Raw genomic sequence first — 18,729 nt, 5'->3', positions numbered from 1 at the left:
CCCCGATGCGCTTCCTCGTCATCAAGCAGGACACCTCGCTGCAGGCCCTCACCGCCCAACTGGTGAAAGACGGCACCAGCGAACCCGCTGCGCTCGATCGCCTGCGCGCCCTCAACCCCCACCTCGACCTGCAGCGCGTCGGCAAGGGCGCCGTGCTGCTGGTGCCCGACTCCCCCGGCTACCAGGCCGAAGGCGAGAAGGCCGGCGACGACGGCTTCGATCTCTTCGCCAGGGAAGTCGCCACCGCCCTGCGCGAAGGCACCACCCGCGCCACCGACGCCCTGGCCGCCGCCGAGGCCCAGGAAAAGGAAGTCGGCAAGCTGTTCAAGAGCGCCGCGATCCGCAAGCTGTCCGACGAGGACAGCGCCCTGCGCGAGCGCCTGGACACGGTGGCAAGCCGCGCAAGCGCGGCGTCGAAGGAATCGAAGGAATTGACGCCGCAGCTGGAGGCGCTGAAGAAGGGAGCGGCGGAGGAGTTGAAGAAGCTGCGGGAGTTGTTGGGGTGATGGGGCGGGCTTGGCGTCAGCTATTGCTAGGAGCGAACATTTGGCAATTCGCCACGAAGCGGCGTCGCTCGATCGACTGTCAGGCCCGCGCCAAATGGCTACGAACCCCGCTCCTCATGAGCTTGGGCCATGCAGCGGCTCAGTGCCATCTCAGTGCGAGCGCCGTAATGCACTCCAAGTCGCTGCGGTCATATGTCTCTCCAGCAATGCACGTGGCGACAGCCTTGTCAGACCTGTCAGTGGCCCATTTCTGATCAGTGTTTGGATACAGAGAAGCTAGGAACGCCATTTCTCGGTCCCGGGCGAGGTGGCACTCTTCGACGGCAAGGTTCCGTGGCCCGCAGCCCACAGCCCCCGATGTCGCGAGGAACAGAAAAGCCACCTTTGCGGAGCGGGAGAGCATTGATGGCTCCTAACGCCGAAGCCGTGCCGCACTTGGTGGTTGAATTCACCGGGTGCTTTGACCACGCTGAAACCCCCGCCATACCCATGCAGAGGAAAGAGCAAGGATCAGAAGAAGTACTGGTGGGATGGTAAGCACTAGAACGAAGAACCTGACTGACCTTGATTTTCGATCAGCTGCTTCCTCTATCAGGACTCGGGCGTAATCATCGGCAAAGGCAGCTACTTCGGCCTTAGAACTGCTCGCAGGAAGGTGAAACGTATGTCCGTTTGGCCCAGTTGCAACAATTGGAGATAGTGTCCACGGACTGTCTTGGGCAGTTCTGATCTTTTGAGCGAGCGCCCGCGCACTCTCCACATCTCCAACTCGGTCAGCCCGCCGCAATGACTGGATAAGATCCTTCATTGTGGGTGTGGGTTGTTGCAGTAGTCGTTGGGACTCTGCGCTCATTCTATAAGTGAGCCAAGGGCCGTGCGCAACGTCGGACGCACTTGACCATTCCGGGTTGAGGGCGGCAATAACTGTAGCGCCATAAATCACCGTAAGAACAATCCATAAGCGCCACCATCCGCCGAGTCTTTTCATTGCGCACCCTAGCACTTGATTTAAGCCAACCCGTGCAGCGGGTTCGGCTTGAACGAACTGTTCGGTAGCCGCTCCCAAGGAGCTACCCGTCTGGAGGTGAACAAGTCGCGAGATCCCGGCCCCCGAGCTCATGGACCAGGGGTCCACGGTCTGCCGCCGCCGACACCTGAGCCACCGGACCGAGGACACCTACCGCTTCTCGATCCGATGTCACCGAGTATGGCCCTCAAGGTCAAAGATGTGGATCTCGCGGCTGGATTGATGCACGTTTGGCCGGCACAGGGGGTAAGGACAGACCCACTGTGTTGTCGGACCGCCCGCGACACCCGCTGCTTAAGGTCGTCGGTCTGCAGAAGCGGATATTCCTCGGAGCGCAGGGTTTTCTTGGTCGCACGATGAATTTCGTCCAAGACCGGCTAATCTGGGCTTAGGGGAAGGTCCGCATCCGGACCTATGCGTCGATTGCCATGGGATTACTCGAAGAGCTACTGGACATGTCAGCCGACTGGCCGGCGTGGCAAAGCGATGCCATGCGCCGCATTTTTGCCGCGGGTGAGATCGGGGAACAGGATCTGGCCGAGATAAGGGCCATGCTGGAGGAAACTGAAGGCGCCCCCAATCCGATCCTATTGGACGCCTCCCACATCCCGACGCTGGGGGATGGCCATACTACGGTGCTGACGGAGCTGCGAGATCTCCAGCACGTCAATCAGTTCGCCCCGGGAAGCGGGATTCAGTTCAGTCACGAAGGGCTGAACATCGTGTTCGGCACGAATGGCGCCGGTAAGTCGGGCTATTCCCGAGTCTTGAAGCGAGCATGCCGAGCGCGCCGATCGGTTGCAGTCCTACCTAACGCCTTTACCGAATCGCCTGGCACGCCCAGCGCGGGGATCGTTGTGTTGGATGAGGAAGGGAACTCGCGCTTCTATGACTGGCAGGAGGGCACGCAGGCCGACAGCCGCTTAGGGATGGTGGCCGTATACGACAGCCATTGCAGCGAGGCCTACATCACCCAGGAGGGGAACTGCGATTACCAGCCCTATGGGCTCCCACAGCTGGCGGAGCTTACCCAGGGCATGATGCGCTTGCAGGCAAGCATCAAGGACGAACGCGAAGAAGTCCGCCTGGATGGCTCTCTATTCGCCGCTCTCAAGGGCGCGCACCCCGTCGGCGAAGCCATTCAGAGCTTGTCCGCCGACACCGACCTTGACCATATCCGGCAGCTGGGCGTGTTCAACCAGGAACACGAAGCCCGCATCGTTGAAATCGATCAGCTACTGACCAACCTGGATCTGGAACCCCATGCTAAAGCAAAGGATGGCCTGGCCACGCGACTCGACCAGGCGGCGACGAAATGCCGAAGCATTGAAAGCGTGTCCTCGGATCGGGCTGTGGACAGGCTGCAGGAGCTACATGCCGCGGTCCTTGCGGCCATGGATGCAGACCGGTTAGCCCAAGCCCTTCTCCAGGGGGAGGATGGCAACGAGCTTACTGGCACGGGCAGCGATACTTGGAAGAGCCTCTTCAGGGCTGCCGAAGCGTTCTCTGCGCAGGTCTACCCCCATGCCGAGCACCACCCTTCAACCGACGAAGATGCGCATTGCGTCCTTTGCCAGCAACCGCTTGCGGAAAGTGCTAGTGAACGGCTGGAACGCTTCCGAACCTACGTTGGGAGCGAAGCGGCAACCGCACTGAACGCTGCCAGCGCGGCACTATCCAATGCAGTGCAGAAGGTGAGAGATGGCAGCGCCGATGTCGTCGATGAGGCGACCCTTGCGGACTTGCGAGAGCTTGATGCCGCCACTTCCGACCTGATTGCAGCCCACCAGAAGGCATGGTTTGCTAGACAGCAGTGGGCCTCACGGGCGTATGCGACAGGCAATTGGTGCTGTCCTCGACCCGCAACTGCGCCGCAGCCCTCCCTTTCTGAAGTTCTTACCGCGAAGGCTGCCGTCTGCAGAGCCAAAGCCGTTGAGCTGCGTACTGCAAAAGATCAGACGCGGATCCAAACGCTTACCACTGAGAAGACAAGCCTAGCGGCTAACCGAGGTTTGGCGGCGGTCCTGCCACTGGTCGAGAAGTATGTTCAGGACGCGCGCACGGTCAGAAGTTTGAAATCACTGGAAGACCAGCTCCAAACGAAGGCGTTGTCGGTCCGCATAACCAAGATGTCGCAGAAATACATCACGGAAGAACTGCTGGGAGCCATGAAGGCAGAGCTTGGATGGCTGGGCGCTCGATCGCAGAAGCCGGCAATGAAGTCTCGAACCCAGTACGGGGAGAATATGATCACCCTGACGTTGGAGAACACCAACTCTCCACCCGGGACGATCCTGTCGGAGGGGGAGCAAAGGGCCATGGGCCTAGCGATGTTCTTGGCGGAAGTGCAGCTGCGTGGGGACAAGTCCACCTTAGTCTTCGACGATCCTTCTACATCGCTGGATCATCGCTTCCGAAAGAAGATGGCCAAACGCCTGGTCGAGCTAGCCAAAGAAAGGCAGGTCATCGTCTTCACCCACGACGCCGTGTTCCTGACGGAACTTCGGATGGCCGCCAATGGGCAGGGCATGGAACCGGTACTTCAAACAGTTGAGTGGGCATCGCAGCGACCAGGCTCTGTCGTTAAGGGTCTGGCATGGGAAAACGAGAAGTTCTTTCCACAGCTAGACCGCATCCGCAAGGAGGCAACGGATCTTGAAGAATCGTGCAATGATCAGCTCAACAATGCTGAATGTCTTCACGTACGAACGCTTTACGCGATGCTTCGCGGTGCGCTGGAGCGCGGAATTCGTGAAGTTGTCCTGTATGACGTTGTTCATCCATTCGCTGACCAAGTCAAGATCGAGAACGTGGGCGCTGTCATTGGATTCACCATGGAAGACTGGAAAGCAATCGTTGAGCTTCACGACGAATGCAGCGGCGTGATAGCAGCTCACGACACACCTTCCGATAGCCAACAAGAAGTTCCCCATCCTTTGGAGCTACTTGAGCGGCTTAAGGCGATCCGACCTGTGTTCGAAGGGTGCAAGGCGCGGAATTCGGAATTTGAAAAGATGACGCTAACGCCGCACCGGGCGAAGCGAAATGCACTGCGCAGGAGCTAAGAGCTCCATCCCTTATTTGGGAACAGGAACTAGCAGCTTGTTGATTTTCGCCCGCGTCAGGACTTGCTTTCCGGGCCACGGATTGCGATACCAGCCCTGACTTTTGACTCGCTGACGATATCGTCGCCCGTCCTCGTCATCTGAGATGATGGTCGTTCGTACCTGGGAGTAGACTTTAGCCCCGGCTCGGTCGCTCTGCGCGGGTTAGCGGCCGCTCACGGCGGTGGATTCAACCGGTCGATGCAACACACTAACCACCGCGCAAGCGGAAGGAGTGTTGCGGATGAAGCGACGACCACGGATCTATTATTCAGACAGCCAGAAGGCGCTGATGTGGGAGCGCTGGAAGCAAGGCTGGACGCTGCATGAGATCGGAAAGCTCTTCGATCGACCCCACACATCGATCCACCAGATACTTGCGCAAACAGGTGGCTTCCGGCCGCCGGGGCGATCACGCGCGCCGACTGCGCTCACGCTGGCCGAACGCGAGGAGATCTCGCGTGCGATGGTGGCGGGCGAGTCGATCCGATCAACGGCGGCCCGGCTCGGGAGGGCGCCATCCACGATCAGCCGAGAGATCAAGCGCAATGGTGGCTGCGAAGGCTACCGTGCAAACCAGGCCGATGAAGAGGCTTGGAATCGAGCGCGGCGTCCAAAGCAATGCAGATTGCGCAAGAACCGTCCGTTGGCTCGCATTGTGGCCGAGAAGCTGCGCATGCTCTGGTCTCCGGAGCAAATCGCAGGTTGGCTCAAGCATACTTATCCGGGTGACGAGAGCCATAACGTGTCACACGAGACCATCTATCGCAGCCTCTTTATTCAGGCCCGCGGCGCCTTGAAAAAGGAGTTGCTGCAACATCTCCGGCGCACTCGAGGCATGAGACGTTCGCGCCACTACACTCAGAAGACCAGCATTCATGGTCAGATCGTCGACGCCATTTCGATCAGCGAGCGACCTGCTTGTATCGAAGATCGAGCAGTTCCTGGTCATTGGGAAGGCGACCTGGTATTCGGCAGTCGCAACAGCCAAATTGCCACGCTGGTTGAGCGCCAGACGCGCTACGTGATGCTGGTCAAGGTCGCTGGAAAGGACACCGCGACCGTTGTCGGCGCCTTGATCAAACATGCCCACAAGCTGCCTCAGGAACTGTACAAGTCCCTGACTTGGGATCGAGGCAAGGAAATGGCGGCGCACAAGCAATTCACGCTGGCGACGGATATCCAGGTCTACTTCTGCGACCCGCGGAGCCCTTGGCAGCGTGGCAGCAACGAGAACACCAATGGCTTGCTCAGGCAGTACTTACCCAAGGGCATCGACGTGTCTGATCTTCCGCAGGCAAAACTCAATGCCATCGCGCGGCAATTGAACGAACGACCGAGGAAGACTCTTGGCTTTCAAACGCCGGCTGAGATGTTCAGTCAATGTGTTGCGTTGACCAGTTGAATCCACCGCCAGGAGCGGACATCAGCGACTGCGGGTGCACTCCCGCGATCTCCGCGGTCATCTGGAACGAGCGCAGCCTTGCCTCGAAATCGAACACGTCCGAGACCACCATCAGTTCGTCCGCGCCGGTGCGTTCGGTCAGCGCCTGCATGCCGGCGCGCACCGTGTCCGGGCTGCCGATGATGCTGTGCGCCAGCATGCTCGAAGCCTGCACTTTCTCCTGCGGGGTCCAGTAGGCCTCGATGTCGTCGATCGGCGGCTGGGTGAGGCCGCGGGTGCCGCGGAAGATGTCGGTGAACGACATCTGCTGGCTGGTGGCCAGGTGCCGCGCTTCCGAATCGGTGGGTGCAGCGACGATGTTCACGCCCACCAGCGCGTAGGGCCGGTCGAGCTGCGCCGACGGTTTGAAGCGCTCGCGGTAGATGGCCAGCGCCTGGTCCAGTGCCTGCGGCGCGAAGTGCGAGGCAAAGCCGAACGGCAGGCCGAGCTCGGCCGCGAGCTGGGCGCCGAACAGGCTGGAACCGAGGATCCACAGCGGCACTTCGGTGCCCGAGCCGGGCACCGCCTCGATGCGCTGGCCCGGCTGCACCGGCGCCAGCCAGGCCTGGAGTTCCTGCACGTCCTGCGGGAAGTTGTCGGAATTGCCCGGCGGGCGGCGCAGCGCGCGCAGTGTCAACTGGTCGGTGCCCGGCGCGCGGCCGAGGCCGAGGTCGATGCGGCCGGGGAACAGCGTCGCCAGCGTGCCGAACTGCTCGGCGATGATGTAGGGCGCGTGGTTGGGCAGCATCACCCCGCCCGCGCCGACGCGAATCTTGCGCGTGCCGGCGGCGACGTGGGCGATCACCAGCGAGGTCGCCGCGGTGGTGACCGCCGGCATGTTGTGGTGTTCGGCGATCCAGAAGCGCTGGTAGCCCCAGTCCTCGGCCTGGCGGGCGAGTTCGCGCGCCTCGTCGAGCGCGGTGCGGCGGTCGCCGCCTTCGCGCACGCGGCCAAGTTCGAGGATCGACAAGCGCGGCATGGCTTGGGTATTCATCGGGACAACTCCGGAGAGACTGCGCCTGGCGTGTGCGAGGCGGCACTGCGTTCGATCGCATCAAGGGTTTCGTGCAGCGCGACCGCGTCGTTGAAATCGGGTGCGGATCGCGTGCCCGTGCGGATGTCGGCGGCCACCAGCGCATAGATGCGGGCCACGTTGCGGGCCATCACGTCCTCCGGCCAACCCTCGTAGGCGCTGGCGGGCGGCATCAGTGGCACCAGCTCGGTGGCACCGCCGCGTGCGCCGCGCACCGAGAGCTGCGTCAGCTGGGCGTGGCCGCTGGCCGCGGTCACCTGGATGTCGCCTTCGGTGCCATTGATCTCCCATAGCAGGTTGATGCCGCGCGAGACGCCACCGCGGTAATGGATCGAATACGCCGCGCCACTCTCGAGGGTGCCCTGCACGAGCACCTGGTCGGGCGTGGTCCTGGCGATGGTCTCGTCGCTATCCGTGACATGCGTGCTCGTGCGACGGACGATCAGCTGCGCGGAGATGCTCGCGAAGCCGCCGAGGACGTCGCGGACGCCTGCGAGTGTATGCCCCAGCGGAATGCTGAGCAGGGTGGCCCCGTTGCGGACATCCTCGAGATAGGCGTGGGCGGCATCGGTCTGCCCGGTCCACTGGCCACCGTTGCCGATCAGCGTCGTCGACAGCACCTGGCCGACATAGCCATCGGCGATGAGCTGTCGCAGATGCTCGACCTCGGGCGCGACGCGCATCTGCGTGCCGACCGCGGCGACCACGCCGCGGGCCTGCGCAAGCTCGGCCAGTTCGCGCGCCTCCGCAAGGCCGTTGCCGAGCGGCCATTCGCAATAGACATGCTTGCCCGCGTTCAATGCTGCGGTCACCAGTGCATGGTGATGCGGCACCTTGACGGTGATGACGACCAGGTCCACCTCCGGCGACGCCACCAGCGCCTGCGCGTTCTCGAAGGCATGGCGCAGGCCGAACGCCTCTGCGGCACGTTGGGCGCTGGCAAGGCTGGTGTTGGCAACGCCGACCACTTCGTAGTCGTGCGCAAGCGCCGCCAATGCGGGCATGTGCGCCATCGCGGCCCAGTGGATGCCGGGATTGAGTCCGATGATGCCGACGCGGATTCGCTTGTTCATGGAGAACTCCCGATAAAGGTGGGAAGACAGGCTTCGTGCCGACCCGACCTACGCGTTCGACACTCCATGCGGCACATGCCCTGCCAGCACGTGCTGCCTGGCGCTGTCGATGTTGTGTCGCGAGTCGTCGAAGAAGATGTCGGCGCCGAAGGCTTCCAGGAACGGGCCCTTGGCGCGGCCGCCGAGGAACAGCGCTTCGTCCAGGCGCACGCCCCATTCGCGCAGGGTGCGGATCACGCGTTCGTGTGCGGGCGCCGAGCGGGCGGTGACCAGGGCGGTGCGGATCGGTGCCGCCTGGCCGGCGGGATACGCGGCCTGCAGGTCGTGCAGCGCGGAGAGGAAGGCGCGGAAGGGGCCGCCGGACAGGGGTTCGCGGGCGCGCTCGATCTCGTGGAGGTGGAAGGCGGCGATGCCGCCCTCGCGCGAGACACGCTCGCCTTCGTCGCCGAAGATCACCGCGTCGCCGTCGAAGGCGATGCGGATCTGTTCCTTGGGCAGGGTGCCAGGGCGGTCGCGCTCGGGGAGGATGGTGGCGGCGGCGACGCCGTTGGCCAGGGCCAGGCGCACCGACTCGGGATTGGCCGAGAGAAACAGCTGCGCGCCGAAGGGACGGATGTAGGTCCAGGTGGGCTCGCCGGAGGTAAAGGTGGCACGCGCAATGTCGAGCTTGTGGTGCTGGATGGAGTTGAACACGCGCAGGCCGGTGTCGGCGGAGTTGCGCGAGAGCAGGATCACCTCGACGCGCGGGGCGTCGGCCGGTGCATCGACGTTGAGCGCGAGCAGCTTGCGCACCAGCGGGAAGGCCATTCCGGGTTCGAGGATCTCGTCCTCGCGGCTGCGCTGGTATTCGGCGTAGCGGTCGATGCCTTCGCGTTCGAACAGGTCGTGGCTGTCCTCGAGGTCGAACAGCGCGCGCGAGGAGATCGCGATGGTGAGGACGGCGACGGGTTCTGTTGCTGGCATGGGGGGAGTATGGCGCGGGGGCGTCGCGGGGGGTGAGATGGGGCGGCCGCGCTCCTCCGCTGGCGTGAGCAGGAACGGCGGGGTTCAGGCCTCGAACTGCTCGCTGAGGATGCGTTCTTCGAGGTTGTGTGCAGGGTCGAACAGCAGGCGCACGGTGCGTTCGCGGGATTCGCGGATCATCACTTCGACCACGTCGCGGACTTCGTGCGAGTCGGCGGTGGCGCTGACCGGGCGCTTGTAGGGATCGAGCACGCGGAAGCGCGCTTCGGTGTCGGACCTGAGCAGTGCACCGCGCCAGCGACGGGGACGGAAGGCGGCAATCGGGGTGAGCGCGATCACGTTGGCACCCAGCGGCAGGATCGGGCCGTGCGCGGAATAGTTGTAGGCGGTGCTGCCGGCCGCGGTGGCCACCATCACGCCGTCGGCGATCAGTTCGTCCAGACGCAGCTTGCCGTTGAGTTCGATCGACAGGTGCGCGGCCTGGCGGGTCTGGCGCAGCAACGAGACCTCGTTGTAGGCAAGCGAACCGACGGTGGCGCCCGATTCGGTCTGGGCGATCATCTCCAGCGGATGCAGCACGGCCGGTTCGGCGGCGGCGATGCGCTCGAGCAGGTCGTCGATGCGGTACTGGTTCATCAGGAAGCCGACGGTGCCCAGCTTCATGCCGAACACCGGCTTGCCGAGGCTGCCGTGGCGGTGCAGGGTCTGCAGCATGAAGCCGTCGCCGCCCAGTGCGCACAGCACGTCGGCGTCGTCCGGCTCGCACTGGCCGTGCCGCTCGACCAGCGTGTCCAGCGCGGCGCGTGCGTCGTCGGTCTGGCTGGCGAGAAAGGCGATGCGGGGCGTCGTGCTCATCGGCGGCTCCTGCGCGTGTGACCGTGCAGGATAGCGCGGAGGGAGCGATGTCGCTGGGACGGCCGCGCGCGGCATTCCCGCATCCGGCCGCGGCATTGGCCGCGGCCGGCTTTGGTCAGCCGCGCTGGGCCAGCTGCGACAGGCGCTGGACGGCGACCGAGACGGTCGGGTAGTCCACGGTCTTGTGCGCCGCAAGTTCCGCCAGCATCGCCAGGGTGAAGCGCAGCGCCGGGTCGTCGCGCTCCAGCCAGTTGCGCACCTTGGCCTCGGCGTTGTTGCCCGGGCACTCGAGCACCTGGCCGACGATGATGCGCTGTTGCGCGGCCAGTTCCTCGCGCAACGCGCCGCGTGCGACGGCATGCCAGCGGCCGTCCACTTCCAGCGCGTCGATCTGACGGGTCAGCCACGGCACGCGCAGCGCCTCGCCGACACGGAAGTGCAGCTTGGCCACGTCCATGGGCTTGCGCTTGCGCTCGGTTGCCAGCTCGATGATGTCGGCGCAGGGCTCCAGGTACGGCAGCGCGGCGAGTTGCCCGGCCAGGTCAGCCGGCACGCCCTTGCCGAGCCAGTCGGCCAGGCTGGCCTCGTACTCGGGACGCATCGAGTCGGGCAGGATGCTTTCGCCCGCACGGATGTCGCGGAAGCCGTTGTGGTATCGATCGACGGCGGTGGTGATGTCCGGGATGGCGCCGGCGCGGGAGAGCAGCCAGCGGGTGAACGAACGCTGCAGGTTCCAGATCACCAGCAGGGCGTCGATCTGCACTGCCTCGGCGACCTTGCCGTCAAGCGCATCGATGGCGATCCACAGCGGGCGCGCCTCAAAGGTTTCGCGGGTGATGGTGAAGGCCTTGGCGACCTCGCCATAGCTGCGGCCGCTGTCTTCCTGCATGCGCAGCAGGAAGGTCGCGCCCATGCGGTTGATCATCGTGTTGGTGACCGCGGTGGCGATGATCTCGCGCTTGAGCCGATGCTCCTCCATCGCCCCGGCGTACTTCTTCTGCAGCGGCTGCGGGAAGTAGCGCTGCAGCTCCTTGGACAGGTACGGGTCCTCGGGCACGTCCGAGCGCAGCAGTTCGTCGAAGGCGACCAGTTTGGAGTACGACAGCAGCACCGCCAGTTCCGGCCGGGTCAGTCCTTCGCCGCGGCTCTTGCGATCTGCGATCTCCGCGTCGGAGGGCAGGTACTCGATCTGCCGGTCGAGCAGGCCCTGCTGCTCGAGCGTGCGGATGAAGTGCTGCTTGGAGCCCAGCCGCGACACGCTCATCCGCTCCATCAGGCTGATCGCCTGGTTCTGGCGGTAGTTGTCCCACAACACCAGCTGCGCGACCTCGTCGGTCATCGAGGCCAGCAGCTTGTTGCGCGCGTCCATCTTGAGCTTGCCGTCACGCACCTGGGCGTTGAGCAGGATCTTGATGTTGACCTCGTGGTCGGAGGTGTCGACGCCGGCCGAGTTGTCGATGAAGTCGGTGTTGAGCAGCGCGCCGTTGCGCGCGGCCTCGATGCGGCCGAGCTGGGTCATGCCCAGGTTGCCGCCCTCGCCGATCACGCGGCAGCGCAGGTCGCGGCCATCGACGCGGATCGCGTTGTTGGCGCGATCGCCGACGTCGGCGTGCTGCTCGACGCTGCCCTTGACATAGGTGCCGATGCCGCCGTTCCACAGCAAATCGACCGGCGCCCTGAGCACCGCCGACAGCAGTGCGTTGGGCGCCATCGAGGTCGTGCCCTCGGGCAGGCCCAGCGCCTCGCGCGCCTGCGCCGAGATCTCGATCGACTTGAGCGTGCGCGGATACACGCCGCCGCCCTTGGAGATCAGCTTGGCGTCATAGTCCGCCCAGCTCGAACGCGGCACCTTGAACAGGCGCGCGCGCTCCTCCCAGGAACGCGCCGAGTCCGGGTCCGGGTCGATGAACACGTGGCGGTGGTCGAACGCGGCCACCAGGCGGATGTGCTTCGAGAGCAGCATGCCGTTGCCGAACACGTCGCCGGACATGTCGCCGATGCCCACGCAGCTGAAGTCCTGCGACTGCGAGTCGTGCCCCAGCGCGCGGAAGTGGCGCTTGACCGACTCCCAGGCGCCGCGCGCGGTGATGCCCATGCCCTTGTGGTCGTAGCCCACCGAGCCGCCCGAGGCGAAGGCATCGTCCAGCCAGAAGCCGTAGTCGCGGGCGATGCCGTTGGCGGTATCGGAGAAGGTGGCCGTGCCCTTGTCGGCGGCGACCACCAGGTACGGGTCGTCCTGGTCGTGGCGCACCACGTCGCGCGGCGGCACGATCTCGCCTTCGACGATGTTGTCGGTGATGTCGAGCATGCCGCTGATGAACAGCCGGTAGCAGGCGACGCCCTCGGCGAACAGCGCATCGCGGTCGCCGCCCACCGGCGGGCGCTTGACGATGAAGCCGCCCTTGGAGCCGACCGGCACGATCACCGTGTTCTTCACCATCTGCGCCTTGACCAGGCCCAGCACCTCGGTGCGGAAGTCCTCGCGCCGGTCGGACCAGCGCAGGCCGCCGCGCGCGACCGGGCCGAAGCGCAGGTGCGTGCCTTCGATGCGCGGGCCGTACACGAAGATCTCGCGGTAGGGCTTGGGCTTGGGCAGCTCCGGCACGTTGGCCGGATCGAACTTGAAGGCGATGGTTTCCATGCAGCTGCCGTCGCCGGCGCGCTGGAAGTAGCTGGTGCGCAGGGTGGCGTCGATCACGCCCATGAAGCTGCGCAGGATGCGGTCCTCGTCAAGGCTGGACACGTTGTCCAGCAGCGCCCTGAGCGCGCGGCGCACCGCTTCGGCGCGGGCGTCGCGATCGAGGGCACGTGCATCGACCACCGGCTGCAGCACGGCGCGGATCGCGTCGTCGCCGCCGACCAGTGCGCGCAGCTGCGCGGCCAGGCGTTCGGCACCGGCAGCGGCATCCGCACTTCCGGTGCCGGGGTCGAAGCGTGCCTCGAACAGCTCGACCAGCATCCGCGCAATCAGCGGATAGCGGACAAAGGTGTCCTCGACATAGCTCTGCGAGAACGGCACACCCACCTGCAGCAGGTACTTGGCGTAGCCGCGCAGCAGCGCGACCTGGCGCCAGGTCAGCGATGCGCCGAGCACCAGCCGGTTGAGGCCGTCGTTCTCCGCATCGCCGCTCCAGGTGCGCGCGAAGGCCTCGGTGAAATCGCTGCCAACCTGGCCGACGTCGAGCCCGGCTGCCGCGGTTTCCACCTCGAAGTCCTGGATGTACAGCGGCGCGCCGTCGCACTCGAGACGATAGGGATGCTCGGTGACCACGCGCAGGCCGAGGTTCTCCATCAACGGCAAGGCGTCCGACAGGGCGATGTCGCCGCCGCTGCGGTACAGCTTGAAGCGCAGCGCGGTTTCGCCATCGGGCGGGGACGGCAGATGCTGCAGCGACAGCTCGAGGGCGCTGTCTTCCCCGAGCGCCGCCAGGCGCTCGACGTCGTCGGCGGCGATCTCCGGCGTGGCGCTTTCGATATAGCCCGCCGGCAGTGCGCGGCCGTAGCGATTGGCCAGTGCCAGGCCGCGCTCCTCGCCCTGGCGCGCGACCAGCGCATCGCGCAGGTCCTCCTGCCAGTTGCGCACGATCGCCGCCAGCTCGCGCTCGAGCTGGGCCTGGTCGACCTGGACCTGCTCGCCGCTGCGCGGCCGCACGATCAGGTGCACCTGCGCCAGCGGCGATTCACCGATCGCCACGTTGGCATCGACGTGGTCTGCGTGCAGCACGCGCCGCAGCATCGCCTCCACGCGCCTGCGCACCTCGGTGCTGAAGCGGTCGCGGGGGATGTACACCAGCACCGAATGGAAGCGGCCATAGCGGTCGCGGCGCAGGAACAGGCGGCTGCGCACGCGCTCCTGCAGGCCGAGTACGCCGGTGGCCAGGCGGTAGAGTTCATCCTCGGAGGACTGGAACAGCTCGTCGCGCGGCAGCGTCTCGAGGATGTGCTTGAGCGCCTTGCCGCTGTGCCCGTTGGGCTCGAGGCCGGAGCGGCTCATCACGTACTCGTAGCGCTCGCGCACCAGCGGGATGTCCCAGGGACGGCGGTTGTACGCGGCCGAGGTGTACAGGCCGAGGAAGCGCTGCTCGGACACGGCGCGGCCATCGGCATCGAAGCCGAGCACGCCGATGTAGTCCATGTAGCCGGGACGGTGCACGGTCGAGCGTGCATTGGTCTTGGTCAGCACCAGCACCTCGCCCTGCCCGCCGGTGCTGATGTTGTGCGCGGCCAGCGACTTGAGCGGGCGGCCCTTGCCGTCGCCACCGCCGCGCAGCAGGCCCAAGCCACTGTCTTCGACCGGCACCAGCAGCTCCTGGCCGCCCTTGCGCCGCAGTTCGTACTCGCGATATCCGAAGAAGGTGAAGTGGTCGTTCGCGGCCCAGCGCAGGAACTCCTGCGCCTCGTTGCGCGCGGCGTCGCCCACCGGCAGGCGCCGGCTGCCCAGGTCGGCGGCCACCTCCTGCATCCGCTCGCGCATCACCGCCCAGTCCCGGACGATGGCACGCACGTCGTCCAGTACCTGGCCGACGGTGGCCTCGATCGTCGACATGCCCTCGCCGGTCTGGCGGTCGATCTCCAGGTGCATCACCGATTCGGCCTGCCCCTCGCCCACGCCGGCCAGGCGCCCGGCCTTGTCGCGCGCGATCTGGATCACCGGATGGCCCAGCACGTGCACGCCCACGCCAGCCTCGGCCAGCGCCATGGTCACCGAATCGACCAGGAAGGGCATGTCGTCGTTGACGACCTGCAGCACCGTGCGCGGCGAGTCCCAGCCGTGGCTGTCGCGGCTGGGGTTGAACAGGCGCACGAGCGCCGTGCCCGGCCTGCGCTTGCGCGCGAACTCGAGCAGATCCAGGGCCAGCGCGGCCCAGGCTTCGGATGCGTGCGCGGGCAGTTCGTCCTCGGTCATGCGGCGGTAGAGCGCGGCGGCGAAGGCACTGGCGTCATCGCCGCCGGCCTCGCCCGCGCGCTTGCGGATCGCATCGAAGATCGGCTCCAGCACGCCGGCTGCGCGCGCCTGCGCGCCTGCACGGGATGCCGGCTGCCTGCCTGCACGCTTGGCTGCCGGGGTCTTGCCGGGTTTTGCGGGTGTCATGACGGACGGGCTCCGGATGGAGTAAGGCCCGCGTTCTCACGCGGGCCGGGGTGGGTGGCGCGCCCGCTGGGGGGCGCGCCGCGAAAACTGTCGGGGGCTGCTGCGCCGCGTACCACGGCGCCAGGGTCTGGTTCGGGAATGGCCATGATCGTGCTCAGCGCAGGCCGGTCTCGCTGCGCGCGATCACCAGCCGCTGGATCTCGCTGGTGCCTTCGTAGATCTCGGTGATCTTGGCGTCGCGGAAATAGCGCTCGATCGGCATTTCCTTCGAGTAGCCCATGCCGCCGTGGATCTGCACCGCCTGGTGCGCGATCCACATCGCCGCCTCGGAGGCGGTGAGCTTGGCGATCGCGGCCTCGGCCGAGAACTTCTTTCCCTGGCCCTTGAGCCAGGCCGCGCGCAGCGTCAGCAGCAGCGACGCGTCGAGCTTGCACTTCATGTCGGCGATCTTGGCCTGGGTCATCTGGAAGGTGCCGATGGCCGCGCCGAACGCCTTGCGCTCCTTCACGTACTCGATCGTGGCCTCATAGGCGGCGCGGGCGATGCCGATCGCCTGCGAGGCGATGCCGATGCGGCCGGCGTCGAGCACGCCCATGGCGATCTTGAAGCCCTGGCCTTCCTTGCCCAGTACCTCGTCGGGCTGGACCACGTAATCGTTGAACTCGATCTCGCAGGTGGCCGAGGCGCGGATGCCGAGCTTGGGCTCGGTCTTGCCGCGGCCGAAGCCTTCGCGGTCCGCGTCGACCAGGAATGCGGTGATGCCGCGCGCGCCCTGCGCGGGATCGGTCATGGCGAACAGCACGATGTACTTGGCGACCGGGCCGGAGGTGATCCAGCTCTTCTTGCCGTTGACGAGGTAGGTGCCGTCGTCCTGCCTCACCGCGCGGCAGCGCATGGCGGTGGCGTCGGAGCCCGACTGCGGCTCGGTCAGCGCGAAGGCGCCGATCTCGGCCCCTTCGGCGATCGCGCGCACGTACTTCTGCTTCTGCGCCTCGCTGCCGTGGATGAGGATGCCATTGCAGAACAGCGAGTTGTTGACCGACATGATGGTCGAGTGCGCGGCATCGCCAGCGGCGATCTCGACCATGGCCAGCACGTAGGAGACCGGGTCCATGCCGGCGCCGCCGTATTCGGCCGGCACCTCGATGCCCATCAGCCCGTTCTCGCCGAGGGTGCGGATGTTGTCCAGCGGGAATTCGCCGGTGCGGTCGTGGTGCTCCGCGCTGGGCGCGATCTTTTCCTGCGCGATCCGGCGGGCCACATCCTGGATCATCAGCTGTTCTTCGTTGAACCCGAAATCCACGGCGCCCTCTTTTGTTTCCGGAGAAACGTAATTGTAGCCGGGGCCACCAACGAACCCTATGTGCTTTTCTTCACCCGGCCTGCGACAAACGGCATAACCCCTCCGGCTTGACGCACGACAGCGCTGCCGTGAGAATATCTCTATATCGCGATATGGAGATATTAATGGACCTCGACGCCTGGTCGGCGCGGCTGAAGGTGCTGGCAGACCCCACCCGCGTGCGCCTGCTGGCGCTGCTGGAGGGCGAGGAACTGACCGTCGCCGAGCTCTCCGCGATCACGCGGCTAGCCCAGCCGCGTGTGTCCACCCACTTGGCCAAGCTCAAGGAGGCCGGTCTGGTGCGCGACCGCCGCGCGGGCGTGTCGGCCTACTACCGGTTCGACGACGAGGCGCTGGAGCCGCCCCAGCGGGCGCTGTGGCAGGCCCTGTCCACCGGCACCGACGATCCGCTGCTGCGCCAGGATGCCGAACGCGTGGCCAGCGTGCTGGCGATGCGCGCGGCCGATCAGAACTGGGCCGATTCGGTGGCTGGCGACATGGAGCGCCACTACTCGCCCGGCCGCACCTGGGAGGCGATGGCGCGCAGCGCGCTGCCGCTGCTGGAAACCGGGGACGTGCTCGACATCGCCTCCGGCGACGGCGTGCTGGCTGAACTGCTGGCGCCGCACGCGCACCGCTACGTCTGCGTGGACAGCAGCAAGCGCGTGGTCGCGGCCGCGGCCGAACGCCTGCGCCGCTTCCGCAACGTCGAGGTGCTCGAGGGCGACATGCACGCCCTGCCCTTCGCCGAGGGCGAATTCGACCTGGTGGTGCTGATGCATGCGCTGACCTATGCCGACAAGCCGGCGCAGGCGGTGGCGGATGCCGCGCGCGTGCTGCGCCCGGGCGGACGCCTGCTGCTGTCGAGCCTGGCCCGGCACGAGCACCAGAACGTGGTCCAGGCCTACGGCCACACCAACCTCGGCTTCGGCGAGAAGGACCTGCGCCGCTTCGTCGCGCGCGCCGGCCTGGAGCTGCTCAACGCCGAGACGGTGACCCGCGAGAAGCGGCCGCCGCATTTCGAGGTGATCTCGCTGATCGCCCGCAAGCCCTGATCGCCATCGCCGCACGAGGCCCCACATGCACACCCTGCCCTGGCTCCATCCCGACCGCGTCGCCCTGCTGGAGGCCGCGCTGCGCGAGCGCATCCTCGTCATCGACGGCGCGATGGGCACCATGATCCAGCGCCACGAGCTGCAGGAAGCCGACTATCGCGGCGAGCGCTTCGTCGACGGTTATGACAGCACCCGCGAGGCCCCGGCCGCCGGCGGCCACGACCTTCGCGGCAACAACGACCTGCTGTTGCTCACCCGTCCCGACCTGATCGCCGGCATCCACACCGCGTATCTCGAGGCGGGCGCAGACCTGCTGGAAACCAATACCTTCAACGCGACCTCGGTCAGCCAGGCCGACTACCGCCTCGAGCACCTGGTCTACGAGCTCAACTGCGAAGGCGCGCGCATTGCGCGCGAGTGCTGCGACGCGGTGGAGGCGAAGACGCCGTCACGCCCGCGCTTCGTGATCGGCGTGCTCGGCCCGACCAGCCGCACCGCCTCGATCAGCCCCGATGTCAACGACCCGGGCTTCCGCAACACCAGCTTCGACGAGTTGCGCACGACCTACCGCGAGGCCATCGATGGCCTGATCGACGGCGGGGCCGACACGCTGATGGTCGAGACCATCTTCGACACGCTCAACGCCAAGGCCGCGCTGTACGCGATCGAGGAAGCCTTCGACGATCGCGGCGGGCGGCTGCCGGTGATGATCTCCGGCACGATCACCGACGCCTCGGGCCGCACCCTGTCCGGGCAGACCGCGGAGGCGTTCTACGCGTCGGTCGCGCACGGCCGCCCGCTGTCGGTGGGCCTGAACTGCGCGCTGGGCGCGAAGGACCTGCGTCCGCATGTGGAGACACTGGCGACGGTGGCCGACTGCTGGGTGAGCGCCCATCCCAACGCCGGCCTGCCCAACGCCTTCGGCGGCTACGACGAAACGCCGGAGGAGACGGCCGCGGTGCTGCGCGAGTTCGCCCAGTCGGGACTGCTGAACCTGGTCGGCGGCTGCTGCGGCACCACGCCCGACCACATCCGCGCGATCGCGGACGCGGTCGCGGGGCTCGCGCCGCGACGGCTGGCTGCGGACGAGGCTTTGGCAGCGTGATTTTTTGCCACGGATTGACGCGGATACACGCGGATAAGGCGAACAGCTGGTCCAGCGCCGATGCCGCGGTCTTGCGCGGCGCGCGCCACGTTGGTGGCCATCCCCCCCTCTCCTGCCCTATCCGCGTGCA

11 protein-coding genes are annotated in these 18,729 nt (G+C 66.0%); 5 read left to right on the top strand and 6 right to left on the bottom strand.

Translation table 11 applies throughout. From position 1 onward, the window contains the following. The first annotated feature begins 5 nt into the window (after positions 1-5). The 3 genes from ACW5EG_RS06365 to ACW5EG_RS06355 all read left to right on the top strand — a co-directional run bounded on the left by ACW5EG_RS06365 (position 6) and on the right by ACW5EG_RS06355 (position 6,042). Entirely contained in the window at positions 6-506 is a 501-nt protein-coding gene (locus tag ACW5EG_RS06365; RefSeq protein WP_457021091.1) for a hypothetical protein, read from the top strand. Between the two features lie 1,455 nt (positions 507-1,961). Further along, positions 1,962-4,598, top strand: a complete 2,637-nt coding sequence (locus ACW5EG_RS06360) for an AAA family ATPase (protein WP_457021090.1) — start codon at positions 1,962-1,964, stop codon at positions 4,596-4,598. 283 nt (positions 4,599-4,881) lie between these two features. Then, positions 4,882-6,042 (top strand): IS30 family transposase, encoded by a 1,161-nt coding sequence (locus tag ACW5EG_RS06355; protein ID WP_457021089.1) that lies wholly within the window; start codon positions 4,882-4,884, stop codon positions 6,040-6,042. Here the strand turns inward: ACW5EG_RS06355 and ACW5EG_RS06350 are convergent. The 6 genes from ACW5EG_RS06350 to ACW5EG_RS06325 all read right to left on the bottom strand — a co-directional run bounded on the left by ACW5EG_RS06350 (position 6,014) and on the right by ACW5EG_RS06325 (position 16,400). Further along, positions 6,014-7,060: an LLM class flavin-dependent oxidoreductase gene (locus tag ACW5EG_RS06350; protein WP_457021413.1), complete on the bottom strand. Its 1,047-nt coding sequence runs from the start codon at positions 7,058-7,060 to the stop codon at positions 6,014-6,016. The genes ACW5EG_RS06355 and ACW5EG_RS06350 overlap by 29 nt on opposite strands. 11 nt (positions 7,061-7,071) lie before the next feature. Further along, the gene (locus ACW5EG_RS06345) at positions 7,072-8,187 is read right to left on the bottom strand and encodes a Gfo/Idh/MocA family protein (protein ID WP_457017902.1); all 1,116 of its coding nucleotides are present in this window, start codon (positions 8,185-8,187) and stop codon (positions 7,072-7,074) included. A gap of 48 nt (positions 8,188-8,235) precedes the next feature. Next, positions 8,236-9,150, bottom strand: a complete 915-nt coding sequence (locus ACW5EG_RS06340) for a 5'-nucleotidase (RefSeq protein ID WP_457017901.1) — start codon at positions 9,148-9,150, stop codon at positions 8,236-8,238. Between the two features lie 84 nt (positions 9,151-9,234). Then, on the bottom strand, positions 9,235-10,005 hold the full coding sequence (locus ACW5EG_RS06335; RefSeq protein WP_457017900.1) for an NAD kinase: 771 nt from the start codon (positions 10,003-10,005) through the stop codon (positions 9,235-9,237). A gap of 115 nt (positions 10,006-10,120) precedes the next feature. Next, on the bottom strand, positions 10,121-15,097 hold the full coding sequence (locus ACW5EG_RS06330) for an NAD-glutamate dehydrogenase (RefSeq protein WP_457017899.1): 4,977 nt from the start codon (positions 15,095-15,097) through the stop codon (positions 10,121-10,123). 154 nt (positions 15,098-15,251) lie between these two features. Next, positions 15,252-16,400: an acyl-CoA dehydrogenase family protein gene (locus tag ACW5EG_RS06325; protein ID WP_457017898.1), complete on the bottom strand. Its 1,149-nt coding sequence runs from the start codon at positions 16,398-16,400 to the stop codon at positions 15,252-15,254. Positions 16,401-16,564: 164 nt separating this feature from the next. On the opposite strand from ACW5EG_RS06325, the gene ACW5EG_RS06320 reads away from it, so the two are divergent. Continuing rightward, positions 16,565-17,494: an ArsR/SmtB family transcription factor gene (locus ACW5EG_RS06320; protein WP_457017897.1), complete on the top strand. Its 930-nt coding sequence runs from the start codon at positions 16,565-16,567 to the stop codon at positions 17,492-17,494. 25 nt (positions 17,495-17,519) lie between these two features. Beyond that, positions 17,520-18,599: a homocysteine S-methyltransferase family protein gene (locus ACW5EG_RS06315; protein WP_457017896.1), complete on the top strand. Its 1,080-nt coding sequence runs from the start codon at positions 17,520-17,522 to the stop codon at positions 18,597-18,599. Positions 18,600-18,729 lie beyond the last annotated feature (130 nt).

The organism is Luteimonas sp. A611 (genome assembly GCF_054072715.1).
The sequence above is the reverse complement of the archived record's forward strand: the minus strand, read 5'-3'. Positions and strand labels throughout refer to the sequence as shown.